The 13,128-nt window shown below is 66.7% G+C and carries 12 protein-coding genes and 1 pseudogene; 9 read left to right on the top strand and 4 right to left on the bottom strand.

The features are described 5' to 3' along the window. Window position 1 precedes the first annotated feature (1 nt). The 3 genes from rsmG to DDE23_RS20805 are packed head-to-tail and all read left to right on the top strand — an operon-like array spanning window position 2 to window position 2,314. Window positions 2-625, top strand: coding sequence for a 16S rRNA (guanine(527)-N(7))-methyltransferase RsmG (gene rsmG / locus DDE23_RS20815; protein ID WP_238150077.1), 624 nt, complete (start codon window positions 2-4; stop codon window positions 623-625). After that, complete coding sequence (locus tag DDE23_RS20810) at window positions 622-1,410, top strand: ParA family protein (protein WP_107754326.1); 789 nt, start codon at window positions 622-624, stop codon at window positions 1,408-1,410. Before rsmG ends, DDE23_RS20810 begins: the two co-directional genes overlap by 4 nt. A 1-nt stretch (window position 1,411) precedes the next feature. Then, window positions 1,412-2,314 (top strand): ParB/RepB/Spo0J family partition protein, encoded by a 903-nt coding sequence (locus DDE23_RS20805; protein WP_107754324.1) that lies wholly within the window; start codon window positions 1,412-1,414, stop codon window positions 2,312-2,314. Between the two features lie 3 nt (window positions 2,315-2,317). Here DDE23_RS20805 and hemW read toward each other — a convergent pair whose 3' ends face one another. Genes hemW through rph form a run of 3 tightly spaced genes read right to left on the bottom strand, consistent with a single transcriptional unit; the run spans window position 2,318 to window position 4,787 of the window. After that, complete coding sequence (gene hemW / locus DDE23_RS20800; RefSeq protein WP_107754322.1) at window positions 2,318-3,481, bottom strand: radical SAM family heme chaperone HemW; 1,164 nt, start codon at window positions 3,479-3,481, stop codon at window positions 2,318-2,320. Continuing rightward, window positions 3,478-4,080: an RdgB/HAM1 family non-canonical purine NTP pyrophosphatase gene (rdgB, locus tag DDE23_RS20795; RefSeq protein ID WP_238150076.1), complete on the bottom strand. Its 603-nt coding sequence runs from the start codon at window positions 4,078-4,080 to the stop codon at window positions 3,478-3,480. The genes hemW and rdgB overlap by 4 nt, the downstream gene beginning before the upstream one ends. Then, the gene (gene rph / locus DDE23_RS20790) at window positions 4,077-4,787 is read right to left on the bottom strand and encodes a ribonuclease PH (protein ID WP_107754320.1); all 711 of its coding nucleotides are present in this window, start codon (window positions 4,785-4,787) and stop codon (window positions 4,077-4,079) included. Before rph ends, rdgB begins: the two co-directional genes overlap by 4 nt. Before the next feature lie 105 nt (window positions 4,788-4,892). Between rph and hrcA the strand changes: the two genes are divergently transcribed. Together hrcA and DDE23_RS20780 are read left to right on the top strand one after the other, a co-directional pair. Further along, window positions 4,893-5,960 carry a heat-inducible transcriptional repressor HrcA gene (gene hrcA, locus DDE23_RS20785; RefSeq protein WP_107754318.1) on the top strand — a complete coding sequence of 356 codons (1,068 nt, stop codon included), beginning with the start codon at window positions 4,893-4,895 and terminating at the stop codon, window positions 5,958-5,960. A 12-nt stretch (window positions 5,961-5,972) separates the two neighbouring features. After that, a complete protein-coding gene (locus DDE23_RS20780) occupies window positions 5,973-6,518 on the top strand; it encodes a nucleotide exchange factor GrpE (protein ID WP_107754316.1) in 546 nt (181 codons plus the stop codon). A gap of 131 nt (window positions 6,519-6,649) precedes the next feature. On the opposite strand, the gene mutS is transcribed toward DDE23_RS20780, so the two are convergent. Further along, window positions 6,650-9,271: a DNA mismatch repair protein MutS gene (mutS, locus tag DDE23_RS20775; protein WP_107754492.1), complete on the bottom strand. Its 2,622-nt coding sequence runs from the start codon at window positions 9,269-9,271 to the stop codon at window positions 6,650-6,652. A gap of 147 nt (window positions 9,272-9,418) precedes the next feature. Between mutS and DDE23_RS20770 the strand changes: the two genes are divergently transcribed. The 4 genes and pseudogenes from DDE23_RS20770 to DDE23_RS20760 all read left to right on the top strand — a co-directional run. Beyond that, the gene (locus DDE23_RS20770) at window positions 9,419-11,689 is read left to right on the top strand and encodes an NADP-dependent malic enzyme (RefSeq protein ID WP_107754314.1); all 2,271 of its coding nucleotides are present in this window, start codon (window positions 9,419-9,421) and stop codon (window positions 11,687-11,689) included. After that, entirely contained in the window at window positions 11,686-12,558 is an 873-nt protein-coding gene (locus DDE23_RS20765) for a ribokinase (protein ID WP_107754312.1), read from the top strand. The genes DDE23_RS20770 and DDE23_RS20765 overlap by 4 nt, the downstream gene beginning before the upstream one ends. 57 nt (window positions 12,559-12,615) lie before the next feature. Further along, window positions 12,616-12,798 (top strand): hypothetical protein, encoded by a 183-nt coding sequence (locus tag DDE23_RS24965; RefSeq protein WP_133239602.1) that lies wholly within the window; start codon window positions 12,616-12,618, stop codon window positions 12,796-12,798. A 205-nt stretch (window positions 12,799-13,003) separates the two neighbouring features. Continuing rightward, window positions 13,004-13,128: pseudogene (locus DDE23_RS20760) on the top strand (electron transfer flavoprotein subunit beta/FixA family protein); the annotation flags it as partial.

Below are 13,128 nucleotides of genomic sequence, written 5' to 3'. Positions count from 1 at the left end.
CTTGGAGCGCATCCTCGGCCGGAGTGTTTCACGTGAAACACTGGAGAGGCTGGAGGCCTTTGACGCCGCGCTGCTCAAGTGGTCGAGCGCGATCAATCTGATCGCCAAGGCCACCTATGCCGAGAGCTGGTCACGCCACATCCTCGACTCGGCGCAGCTCTATCCTCTGGCCCATGCTGATTTCAGGCATTGGACCGACCTTGGGGCAGGGGGCGGCCTGCCCGGTCTGGTTATCGCCTGCCTGGCAGCCGAGGAAAACCCCGCCGCGCTGGTCACGCTGGTAGAATCGGACGCCCGCAAGGCCGCCTTCCTTGCAACGACCGGGCGTCAACTGGACCTGAACGTCAAGGTGCTGCGCGAGAGGATCGAGAAGACCCCACCGCTGGGCGCCGACATCCTCTCTGCCCGGGCTCTTGCCGCCTTGCCATTGCTTCTGACTTACGCCCATCGGCATCTCGATCCAGAAGGGACGGCCCTGCTGCCAAAGGGTCGAAATGCCGCGCAGGAGGTTGAAGATGCCCGGCAATCGTGGCACTTCGATCTGGAGATATCGCCCAGCCGCGCCGATCCTGACGGCGCGATCCTGGTCCTTCGTAACCTGCGGCCCTTGGACGGAACCCGATGAAAACCATCGCTATCGCCAACCAGAAGGGCGGCGTCGCCAAAACGACGACGGCCATCAACCTTGCCGCCAGCCTTGCCGAACTTGGCCGCAAGGTACTTGTTGTGGACATGGATCCGCAGGGCAATGCCTCGACCGGCTTCGGTGTCGGGCTCGAACAACGACGGCTGACGGTCTATGATCTGCTGCTGGGGGATGCCGACCCGCGCGCTGTCGTGATGGATACGGGAACGGAGAATGTTCGCCTGATCCCGTCAACGACCGAGCTGTCGTCGTCGGACGTGCAGCTTTACAACGTCAACAAGCGCAGTTTCCTGCTGCGGGATGCCTTGGCGAGCCCGTCACTGGCGGACCTGGGTTTCGATTATGTGCTGATCGATTGCCCGCCCTCGCTGAACCTCTTGACGGTGAACGCGCTGGTCGCCGCGCATTCCGTGCTGATTCCGTTGCAGAGCGAGTTCTTCGCCCTCGAAGGTCTGTCGCAACTGATGCTGACGATTCGCGAGATTCGCCAGACCGCCAATCCGGCGCTCAGGGTCGAGGGCGTGCTTCTGACCATGCACGACCAGCGCAACAACCTGTCACAGCAGGTGGAGCGCGACGCGCGCGAAACCCTGGGGGCGCTGGTCTATCAGACCGTCATCCCGCGCAACGTCCGCCTCAGTGAGGCGCCGTCCTTCGCGGTCCCGGTCCTGGCCTATGATCCGACGTCCAAAGGATCGCAGGCCTATCGCGCCTTTTCGCGCGAGTTTCTGAAGAATAACAACGATCTGCGTGAGGATGCCTGAGATGAGCGAACGAAAGCCCGAACGTCGTGGCCTGGGTCGCGGCCTGTCGGCCCTGATGGCGGATATTGGTGTCGATGCCGGTGTCAACGATCCCGTCGCCACGCCGGACCCCCGCCGCAACGGCCTGGAGCTATTGCCGATCGAGGCGATTCGCGCCAATCCCGACCAGCCTCGCCGCAAATTTGATGAGCGCGCGCTGAATGAACTGGCGGAATCGATCCGAACCAAGGGAATCGTGCAGCCGCTGGTGGTGCGGCCGCTCGCCGAGGCGGGAACGTATGAGATTGTCGCCGGGGAACGCCGGTGGCGGGCGGCGCAACTGGCGCAGCTTGCCAGCGTACCGGTCCTGGTTCGGGATTTCGACGATCAGGAAGTCCTGGAAGTCGCGATCATCGAGAATATCCAGCGGGAAGGCCTTAACGCCATCGAAGAGGCCGCGGGCTACCGTGCGCTGATCGACAAGTTCGGCCACACGCAGGAGAAGGTTGCCGAAGCGCTCGGCAAGAGCCGCAGCCATATCGCCAACCTGTTGCGGTTGCTGAACCTGCCGCAGGATGTGCAGAACATGGTCGTCGCCGGAACCATCAGCGCGGGTCACGCCCGGGCGCTGGTGACGGCCGAGGATCCGGTCGCCTTGGCGCTGAAGGTCGCAGGCGAAGGGCTCTCGGTGCGCGAAACGGAAGATCTGGCGCGCCGCGTTTCGACCAAGCCAATGCCGGGCGCTGCCCGTGCCGCCCGCCAGAAGGACGCCGATACCCGGGCCTTGGAAGAGGATCTTTCGGCCAATCTGGGCATGAGCGTGGTCATCGACCATCGTGCGGGCGGCGAGGGGCAGGTGACGATCCGCTATCAGTCGCTCGACCAACTGGATCAACTCTGCCAGCTGCTGTCCTCGGTTCGCTGAGGCTCAGAGCAGCGCGCGCAGCACGCTGTTGAGCAGCGGACGGCCGGCGTCGGTGGTGCCGATTCGACCCTCGGCTTGCCAGATCAGGTCCAGATCGCGCAGATCGCGCAGGGCAGTCTCCGGCAGGGGGCTGCCTGCCAAGGCGGTGTAGCGCGCCAGATCTATGCCTTCTCGCAGCCGCATCCCCATCATCAGCATCTCGGCCGAGGCGTCGGTTCCGCTGAGGGTCTCCTCGGTGACCGAAGGAATGCCTTGCGTGACTGACCTCAGCCAGGGGGCAGGGGCCCGCAGGGCCTCGGTGGCGCGCCTGACGCCACCTTCGGTCACGCGGCCATGCGCGCCCGGTCCGATGCCGACATAATCGCCATAGCGCCAATAGACCTGATTATGGCGCGATTCCATGCCTGTTTCAGCATGGTTAGAGACCTCATAGGCTGGAAGCCCGGCGTCTTCGCACAGCGTTTGCGTCATCGACCAGAGGTCGGCGCCGCGGTCCTCGCTGGGCAGGCCGGGCAGTTTGCCCAGCGAATAGCGATCCCCAAAGGCGGTGCCTTCCTCGATCGTCAGCTGGTAGAGCGACAGATGGCGGGGGCTCAGCGCCAGCGCCTCGGTCAGTTCCTTGCGCCAGTGTTCCTGCGTCTGGAACTGCCGGGCATAGATCAGATCCAGACTGGTCCGCGCGAAGACCGCATTGGCGACATCCCAGGCCCTCAGCGCTTCGGCGGCGCTGTGGCGCCGTCCCAGAAGCCGCAGCGCTTCGTCGTCCAGCGATTGAACGCCCAGGGACACGCGGTTGACCCCGGCATCGGCAAACGCCTGAAACTTCGCGCGTTCTACCGAGGTCGGGTTAGCCTCCAGCGTGATCTCGATGTCGTTGGACGGCAGCCAGACACTGCGCGCGGTGTCGATCACCGCCGCCACCGTTTCCGGCTCCATCAGCGAGGGTGTGCCACCGCCGAAGAAGATCGAGGTCAGCACGCGCCCCGGGGTTCGCTCGGCCCAGCGCTTGATCTCGGACACATAGGCCCGGCGCCAATCCTCGTGCGAAATGCTCTGCGACACATGGCTGTTGAAGTCGCAATAGGGGCATTTGGAGGCGCAGAACGGCCAATGCACGTAAAGCGCGAAGCCGCCGTTCCGCCAATCCTCGGGCCCGGAATGTTTCACGTGAAACGAGCCTTGACGAGCGCCGCCAATGCCCGCGACCGGTGCGACAGCGCATTCTTCTCCTCCGCCGTCATTTCGGCGAAGGTCCGCGTTTCGCCCTCCGGCACGAACATGGGATCGTAGCCATGGCCGAGCGCGCCCCGGATCGGCCAGACCAGATGTCCGCGGACCGCGCCGTCATAGACCTCATCCCGACCATCCGGCCAGGCCAGCACCAGGGTCGAGCGGAACTCCGCCCCCCAGGGCTGCGGTGCATCGCCCAAAGCGGCGCGGGTCCGCTCCATGGCGCGCAGGAAATCCCGGCCGCCCGGGCCTTCGGCCCAATCGGCGGTCCGAACGCCCGGATCGCCGCCCAAAGCGTCGACGCAGAGGCCGGAATCGTCGGCCAAAGCCACCAACCCGGTCGCCTTCGCGGCCGCATGCGCCTTGATCCGGGCATTGCCGACGAAGGTGTCCTCGGTCTCCTCGGGCTCGGGCAGGGTCAGCTCCTTGGCCGAGACCACGCGCACCCCATAGGGCGCCAGCATCTGCTGCATCTCCTCGACCTTGCCCGCGTTATGCGTGGCAAAGAGCAGAACCTCGCCCAGCCCGCCGGTCACAGCGCCGCCTTCTGCGCCGCGACCAGCTCGCCCACGCCCTTCTCGGCCAGGGTCAGCAGCTGATCCATCTGCGACCGGGCAAAGACCGTGCCTTCGCCCGACATCTGCACCTCGATCAGCCGACCGTCGCCCAGCATGACGAAATTGCCATCAACCCCGGCCGCGCTGTCCTCGTCGTAGTCGAGGTCCAGCACCGGCTGACCGGCATAAATGCCACAGGACACCGCCGCCACATGGCCGATCATCGGGTCCGAGACGATCTGCCCGGCCTTCATCAGCTTGTCCACCGCCAGACGCAGCGCCACCCAGGCGCCGGTGATCGAGGCGCAGCGCGTGCCGCCATCGGCCTGGATCACGTCGCAATCGATGACGATCTGCCGTTCGCCCAGCGCCGAGCGATCGACGCCTGCGCGCAGGGCCCGACCGATAAGCCGTTGAATCTCAACAGTTCTTCCGCCTTGCTTGCCGGTTGCGGCCTCGCGCCGGTTGCGGGTGTTGGTGGCGCGGGGCAGCATGCCGTATTCGGCGGTGACCCAACCCAGCCCGGTGTTCTTCAGGAAAGGCGGCGTGCGATCCTCGACCGAGGCGGTGCACAGCACATGCGTGTTGCCCACCTTGATCAGGCACGAGCCCTCGGCATGCCGCATCACGCCGGTTTCGATTGAAACCACCCGCATTTCATCTAGTTTCCTACCCGATGGGCGCATGACATGATCCTTTCCTGCTGCGGCTCTCAGATACGGGCGGGCGCCCCGCCTTGCAACCGGATTGACGGGCTGCCGCGCCCCTGGACCTGCCGAAACCTGACCGACATGAGCGCAGAAAACAAAGCCTTCAACGATCTGAACGACCGCGCGCGCGAGGTCTTCCGCCGTGTGGTCGACAGCTACCTCCATACCGGGGCCCCGGTCGGCTCGCGGACCATCACCCGCGATTTCCACGAACGCCTGTCCCCGGCGACGATCCGCAACGTGATGCAGGATCTGGAATACATGGGCCTTCTGGAAAGCCCGCATGTCTCGGCCGGGCGGGTGCCGACCCAGCAGGGGCTGCGGCTTTTCGTCGATGCGCTCCTTGAGGTCGATCCCGTCACCGCCACCGACCGCGAGAGGCTGGAGGCCACGCGCCAGTCGAACGACCGCGATGTGACGGCGATGCTGGACCGGGTCGGCAATGCGCTCTCCGGGATCACCCGCGGCGCCTCGCTGGTACTGGCGCCGAAGCACGAGGCGGCGATCAAGCATATCGAATTCGTCCCCATCTCGAACGACCGGGCGCTGGTGGTGCTGGTCTTTGCCGATGGCCATGTCGAGAACCGCGTCTTCACCCCGCCGCCCGGCCTGATGCCCGCGGCGCTGCGCGAGGCGGTCAATTTCATCAATGCCTTCGCCGCCGGTCTCACCCTCACCGGTCTCCGCGGCCGCCTGAGGACCGAGATCACCGCCCGCCGGCAGGAGATCGACTCGCTGGCCACCGACCTCATCACCCGCGGCATGGCGCTGTGGGAGAACGAGGGCGAGCGGCATGAACGCCTGATCGTGCGGGGCAGGGCGAACCTGCTGGAACAGGCCGACGCCGACAGCCTGCAACGGATCCGCGAGCTTTTCGACGACCTCGAACGCAAGCGCGACATCGCCGAGGTGCTGGAACACACCGAACGCGGCGAGGGGGTGCGCATTTTCATCGGCGCGGAGAACAAACTCTTTTCTTTGACGGGTTCCACTCTGGTGGTTTCTCCATATATGAACGCCGACAGCAAGATCGTCGGTGCGGTCGGGGTGATTGGCCCGACCCGGCTCAATTACGGCCGCATCGTCCCGATCGTGGATTACACCGCCCAGCTCGTCGGCCGCATGCTGACCGATCTGGGTTCCGATTGAGACGAGGATTCTATGGCTGAACCCCAGGAAAAGCCGGTCGACGAAACGACCGCCGCCCCGAACGAGCAGGGCGACCCCACCCCCGATCTGGACGCGATCCACGCGGCCTTCGAGGTCGAGCGCGCCGAGATGCGCGACCGGCTGATGCGCTCGCTGGCGGATCTGGAGAATATCCGCAAACGGGCCGAGAAGGACCGGCGCGAGGCGGCGATCTATGGCGGGCAGAAGCTCGCCCGCGACATGCTCTCGGTCTATGACAACCTGAACCGGGCGCTGGCGCTGATGGACGACAGCCTGCGCGAGCAGCAGAAGGGTCTGGCCGAAGGGCTGGACCTGACGCTGCGCGATCTGGGCAACATCTTCCAGCGGCACGGGATCGAGCTGGTCGCGCCGCAGGTCGGCGAGCAATTCGACCCGCATTTCCACGAGGCGATGTTCGAGGCCCCGGTGCCCGGCACCAAGGCCGGTCAGATCATCCAGGTGATCTCGGAAGGCTTCCGCCTGCACGAGCATCTGCTGCGTCCGGCGCAGGTCGGCGTCAGCTCGACGCCCGGTTGATTGCGGAACGGTGGGATGAAATCCCACCCTACAGCGCCAGATACCCTGTAGGGTGGGGTTTCACCCCACCCTTTTTCATGCCCGGGCCCGACGCGCCCCGTAGGGTGCGTGCTCGCACGCACCATCCGACATCACGGCTCCAGCATATCCCGCAGTTCATAGAGCAGCGTCAGCGCCTCGCGCGGGGTCAGCGCGTCGGGATGCACGCCGCGCAGCTTCTCCTCCACCGCCGAGGCTTTCGGCGCCTCGACCCGCCGCACCGGGGCAGGGGGGGCCATGGCGAAAAGCGGCAGGTCGTCGATCAGCGCCTTGGCGCCCTTCTGCCCGCTGTCGCCCTGTTCCAGAAGTCCCAGCACCTCGCGCGCCCGGGCGATCACCGCCTCCGGCAGACCGGCCAGCCGCGCCACCTGCACGCCATAGGACCGATCCGCCGCGCCCTTGATGACCTCGTGCAGGAAGACCACCTCGCCCTCCCATTCGCGGACGGCCACCGTGGCGTTCTCCACCCCTTCCAGCTTGTCGGCCAGCCCCACCATCTCGTGGTAATGCGTGGCGAACAGCGCCCGGCAGCGGTTCACGCTGTGCAGATGCTCCAGCACCGCCCAGGCGATGGACAGGCCGTCATAGGTCGCGGTCCCGCGCCCGATCTCGTCGAGGATGACAAAGGCCCGCGGCCCCGCCTGATTGACGATGGCCGCGGTTTCCACCATCTCGACCATGAAGGTCGAGCGTCCCCGCGCCAGATCGTCCGAGGCGCCGACCCGGCTGAACACCTGTTCCACCAGCCCGATCCGGGCGGAGCGCGCCGGGACATAGCCTCCCGCCTGCGCCAGGATGGCGATCAGCGCGTTCTGCCTGAGGAAGGTCGACTTACCGGCCATGTTCGGCCCCGTGACCAGCCAGATCGCCGCGCCCTTGTCGCCCGGTTCCAGATCCAGCGAATTGGCGACGAAGGGTTGACCGGCCCGGGCCAGCGCCGCCTCCACCACCGGATGCCGCCCGGCCTCGACCTCGAACACCCGGCTGGCATCGACCAGCGGCCGCGCCCAGTCCCGCACCCGGGCCAGTTCGGCGAAACCGGCGGTCACATCGACCTCGGCCAGCGCCCGCGCCGCGCCGTGGATCGCGGCGGCGGAGTCGAGCACCGCGGCCTTCAGTTCACCGAAGATCCGCAGTTCGATCTCCAGCGCCCGGGCGCCCGCGTTCAGGATCTTCGTCTCCATCTCGGACAGGGGCACGGTGGTGAAGCGCACCTGATTGGCCGTCGTCTGCCGGTGCTTGAAGACCTCGTTGAACGGGGCCGAGAGCATCTTCTCGGCATGGGTCGCCGTCGTCTCGATGAAATAACCCAAGACGTTGTTATGCTTGATCTTCAGCGAGGGGATGCCGGTTTCGGCGATATACTCGGCCTGCATCCGGGCGATGACCCCGCGCCCCTCGTCCCGCAACTCCCGCGCCGCGTCCAGATCCGGGTCCACGCCCTTGGCGATGAAGCCGCCGTCGCGGGCCAGTAAGGGCGGCTCCTCGACCAAAGCACCCGACAGCAGCCCGGCGATCTCGTCATGACCGACCAGCGCCCGGCGGGCCGTGACCAGCGCCTCGGGCAAATCGTCGGCCATGAGCCCGGCCAGAACCCCGGCCTGCGCCAGCCCCGCCCGCAGCATCGCCAGATCGCGCGGCCCGCCCCGGTCCAGCGCCAGCCGCGACAGCGCCCGGTCGATGTCCGGCACCACCCGCAGCGCCGCCCGCAGATCGCCGCGCAGCAGGTCGTCGCCGACCAGCGCCGCCACCGCCTCGAGCCGCGCCCGGATCACCGCCAGATCGCAGGAGGGGGCCGCGATCCGCCGTTCCAGCAGCCGCGCGCCGCCCGAGGTCACGCTCATGTCGATGGCGGCCAGCAGCGAACCCTCGCGCCCGCCGGCCAGCGCCGCTGTCAGTTCCAGATTGCGCCGGGTTGCCCCGTCGATCTGCATCGCCGCGCCCGCGCTTTCGCGCACTGGCGGGCGCAGCAGCGGCATCCGGCCCTTCTGCGTCAGGTCCAGATAATCGACCAGCGCGCCCAGCGCCGAAACCTCGGCCCGGCCGAAGGTGCCGAACCCGTCCAGCGTCTGCACCCCGAAAAGCGCACAGAGCCGCTTGCCCCCGGCGGCGCTGTCGAAGGATCCCCGACCGCGCTCGGCCAAGGCCAGCCCCATGTCGGCGGCGAGGTCGCGCAGCCCCTCGGCCAGATCCTCGGGCACCACCATCTCGCGCGCGCCCAGCCGGGCCAGTTCCGGCGCCAGACGGGCGCCGGTGCAGGACATGACCCTCAGCTCCCCGGTCGAGATATCGGCCCAGGCCAGCGCCGCCTCGCCGCGGATATCGGCCCAGCAGGCCAGGTAATTGTGCCGCCGGGGCTCCAGCAGCGCGTCCTCGGTCAGCGTGCCGGGCGTGACCAGCCGCACCACGTCGCGCTTCACCACCGATTTGGAGCCGCGCTTCTTGGCCTCGGCCGGGTCCTCCATCTGTTCGGCGATGGCGACGCGAAAGCCCTTGCGGATCAGCGTCAGCAGATAGCCCTCGGCGGCATGGACCGGCACGCCGCACATCGGGATTTCCTCGCCCAGATGCAGCCCGCGCTTGGTCAGCGCGATATCCAGCGCCGCCGCCGCCGCAACCGCGTCGTCAAAGAACATCTCGTAGAAATCGCCCATCCGGTAGAACAGCAGCGCATCAGCGTGCCGGCCCTTGATTTCCAGATATTGCGCCATCATCGGCGTGACGCCGGCAGCCGCCTCGCTCACATCCTGCTCCTTGATTTTCGCGCGACCCTACAAAACCGCTAACCCCGGGAAAACCCCGATTCCCGCGTTGTTCGGCGCCATCCGAGGCGCTAGACAAGGCGCAACGGAGGAGGCCCCATGTCCCGCAAGTCTCGTACCACGCCCGAAGAGGCGTTGCGCTATCACTTCGAGCCCGTGCCGGGCAAATACGAGATCCAGGCATCGAAGCCGATGGCCACCCAGCGCGACCTGTCGCTGGCCTATTCGCCGGGCGTGGCTGTGCCGGTCGAGGCGATCGCACGGGACCCGGGGCTGGCCTACGACTACACCGTCAAGGGCAACATGGTCGCGGTGATTTCCAACGGCACGGCGATCCTGGGCCTTGGCAATCTCGGCGCGCTGGCCTCGAAGCCGGTGATGGAGGGCAAGGCGGTTCTCTTCAAGCGCTTCGCCGACGTCAACGCCATCGACATCGAACTGGCGACCGAGGACGCGGACGAGATCATCAAGGCCGTGCACCTCATGTCGCCCACCTTTGGCGGCATCAACCTCGAGGACATCAAGGCCCCCGAGTGCTTCATCATCGAGAGCCGCCTGAAAGAGCTTTGCGATATCCCGGTGTTCCACGATGACCAGCACGGCACGGCGGTGATCTGCGCCGCGGGTCTCATCAACGCGCTGGAGATCTCGGGCAAGAAGATCGAGGATTGCAAGGTCGTGCTGAACGGCGCCGGGGCCGCCGGGATCGCCTGTCTGGAACTCATCAAGTCGATGGGCGCCAAGCACGACAATTGCATCATGTGTGACACCAAGGGCGTGATCTGGCAGGGCCGTACCGAGGGCATGAACCAGTGGAAATCGGCGCATGCCGTGGTGACGGATGCCCGCACGCTGGAAGAGGCGATGGTCGGCGCCGATGTGTTCCTCGGCGTCTCCGCCAAGGGCGCGGTCACGGCCGAGATGGTGGCAAGCATGGCCGAGAACCCGGTCATCTTCGCCATGGCCAACCCCGACCCCGAGATCACGCCGGAAGAGGCGCAGGCCGTCCGCGCCGATGCCATCGTCGCCACCGGCCGCTCGGATTACCCCAACCAGGTCAACAACGTCCTGGGCTTCCCCTATCTCTTCCGCGGCGCGCTGGATATCCACGCCCGGGCCATCAACGACGAGATGAAGATCGCCTGCGCCCGGGCGCTGGCCGAACTCGCGCGTGAGGATGTGCCGGACGAGGTTGCCATGGCCTATGGCCGCAAGCTCAGCTTCGGGCGCGACTACATCATCCCCACGCCCTTTGACCCGCGGCTGATCTACACGATCCCGCCCGCGGTGGCGAAGGCCGGGATGGACACCGGCGTCGCCCGCCGTCCGATCATCGACATGGAGGCCTACAAGCACAACCTCCGCTCGCGGATGGATCCGACCGCCTCGATCCAGCAGAGCCTCTTTGCCCGCGCCCGGCAAGCGCAGAGCCGCATGATCTTTGCCGAAGGCGATGACGAGCGCGTCCTGCGCGCCGCTGTCGCCTATCAGCGCGCCGGGCTGGGCAAGTCGCTGGTCGTGGGTCAGGACGATGACGTGAAACGCCGGCTGGAAGCCGCGGGTCTGGGCGATGCGGTGCGCGAGCTGACCGTGGTCAACGCGGCCAACACAAGGCATCTGGAGGCCTACAAGAACTTCCTCTACCAGCGGCTGCAGCGCAAAGGTTTCGACCAGCGCGACGTCCACCGCATGGCCACCCGCGACCGGCATATCTTTTCGGCGCTGATGCTGCAGCACGGGCATGGCGACGCGCTGGTCACCGGCGCCACGCGGAAATCGGCGCTGGTCATGGACATGATAAACCATGTCTTCGACGCAAGGGCGCAGGACGGGGCGGTCGGCGTGACCGCGCTGTTGCACAAGGGCAAGATCGTTCTGATCGCCGATACCCTGGTCCATGAATGGCCCGAGGAAGAAGACCTCGCCGATATCGCCGTGCGGGCGGCGGGCGTGGCGCGGGCCCTGGGGATGGAGCCCCGGGTCGCCTTCGTCAGCTTCTCGACCTTCGGCTATCCGATCTCGGAACGCGCCCACAAGATGCACCTCGCCCCCGATGTGCTGGAGGCCCGCGGCGTCGATTTCGAATACGAGGGCGAGATGACCGTGGACGTCGCCCTCAACCCCAAGGCGGCCGAGGCCTATCCTTTCTCGCGCCTCTCCAAACCGGCCAATATCCTGGTGGTGCCCGCGCGGCATTCGGCCTCGATCTCGGTCAAGCTGATGCAGGAGATGGCGGGCGCCACGGTGATCGGCCCGATCCTGACCGGCGTGCCGAAGCCGATTCAGATCCTGTCGACCGGGGCCACCGTCAACGACATCATGAACATGGCGGTGATGGCGGCCTGCCGGGTGGGGATCGCCGGAAAATGAGCGTCTATTGCCTGGGCTCGATCAACATCGATCACGTCTACCGGCTGCCGGCCCTGCCGCTGGCCGGTGAGACGGCCTCGGCCCGGGCCTATCAGCCGGGTCTGGGGGGCAAGGGCATCAACCAGTCGATCGCCGCGCTCCGGGCCGGGGCGCGGGTCGTGCATATCGGCGCGGTTGGGCAAGGCGATGGCTGGATCGCCGCCGCGCTGGCCGGGCATGGCATCGGCATGGACAGCATCCGCGCCGTGGCCGAGCCGACCGGCCACGCCATCGTTGCCGTCGATGACCGGGGCGAGAACCAGATCATCATCTATTCCGGCGCCAATCAGGCGCAGGATCCGGCCCTGATCGAGGCCACGCTTTCGGGCGCCCGGCCCGATGATATCCTGCTGCTGCAGAACGAGACCTCGCATCAGGTCGAGGCCGCGGCGCTGGCCCGGGCCCGGGGGATGCGCGTCTTCTATTCCGCCGCGCCTTTCGCGCTGGCGCCATTGCTGGCGGTGCTGCCCCATGTCACGCATCTGCTGGTCAATGCAGGCGAGGCGCGGGCGCTGGTCGAGGCCACCGGCACTCCGCTGGCCGACCAGCCGGTCGAGGCGGTGATCGTCACCCGCGGCGCCGAGGGGGCGGAGTGGATTTCCGCAGGCAGAGAGCCGCTTTTCGTGCCGTCGCTGCGTGTCACGCCCGTCGACACCACCGGCGCAGGGGATTGCTTCGCGGGCTCGCTGGCCGCGGCGCTGGACCGGGGCGAGGCGGTTGAAGCCGCGATGCGCTATGCCGCCGCAGCCGCCGCGCTGCAGGTGACCCGGCCCGGTGCCGCCGCCGCCATGCCCGAGCGGGCCGAGGTCGAGGCGCTGCTCACGCGCTGACCGCTCTCGGAATCGCCCCGAGGCCGCCATATTTTCGCCCCCGTTAAGAGTTCCTTCATGGATCAGGATCATTCTGGGTCCATTCGGAAGGATTTGGCGATGAACACACGGGCAGAGACCGATATTGCGCTCCTGGCATCCCCCCCGCGCTCAGGCGCGTTGCCAGCGGGCGCCGGAATCCTGCTCGCCGTGATCCTGGGCGGCCTCATCTGGGTCGGCCTCTTCGCCCTTCTGACCTGACGACCTCGTAAGCAGCACTCCCAAAGCGAACGGGCCGCCCCGGCAAAGGGACGGCCCGTTTTCGTGACTGCCCTTCACGACAAGCCAGGAAGCAGGCGAAATGCGCGGCACTCTATAGGTTTATAGGTACTACCAATAGACATTGCGCCATGGCCGGTTTATGACCCGAACCGGGGAACCGCCCTGACGCAAAGGAGAGCTGTCCATGAAAATCCTGGTGCCCGTGAAGCGGGTTATCGACTACAACGTGAAGGTTCGCGTGAAGGCGGACGGGTCTGGTGTTGACCTTGCGAACGTGAAGATGTCGATGAACCCCTTCGACGAGATCGC

The sequence above is a fragment of the Pararhodobacter aggregans genome, assembly GCF_003075525.1.
GTDB lineage: Bacteria > Pseudomonadota > Alphaproteobacteria > Rhodobacterales > Rhodobacteraceae > Pararhodobacter > Pararhodobacter aggregans.
Note: the sequence above shows the minus strand (reverse complement) of the source record. Positions and strands in the feature narration are given on the sequence as shown.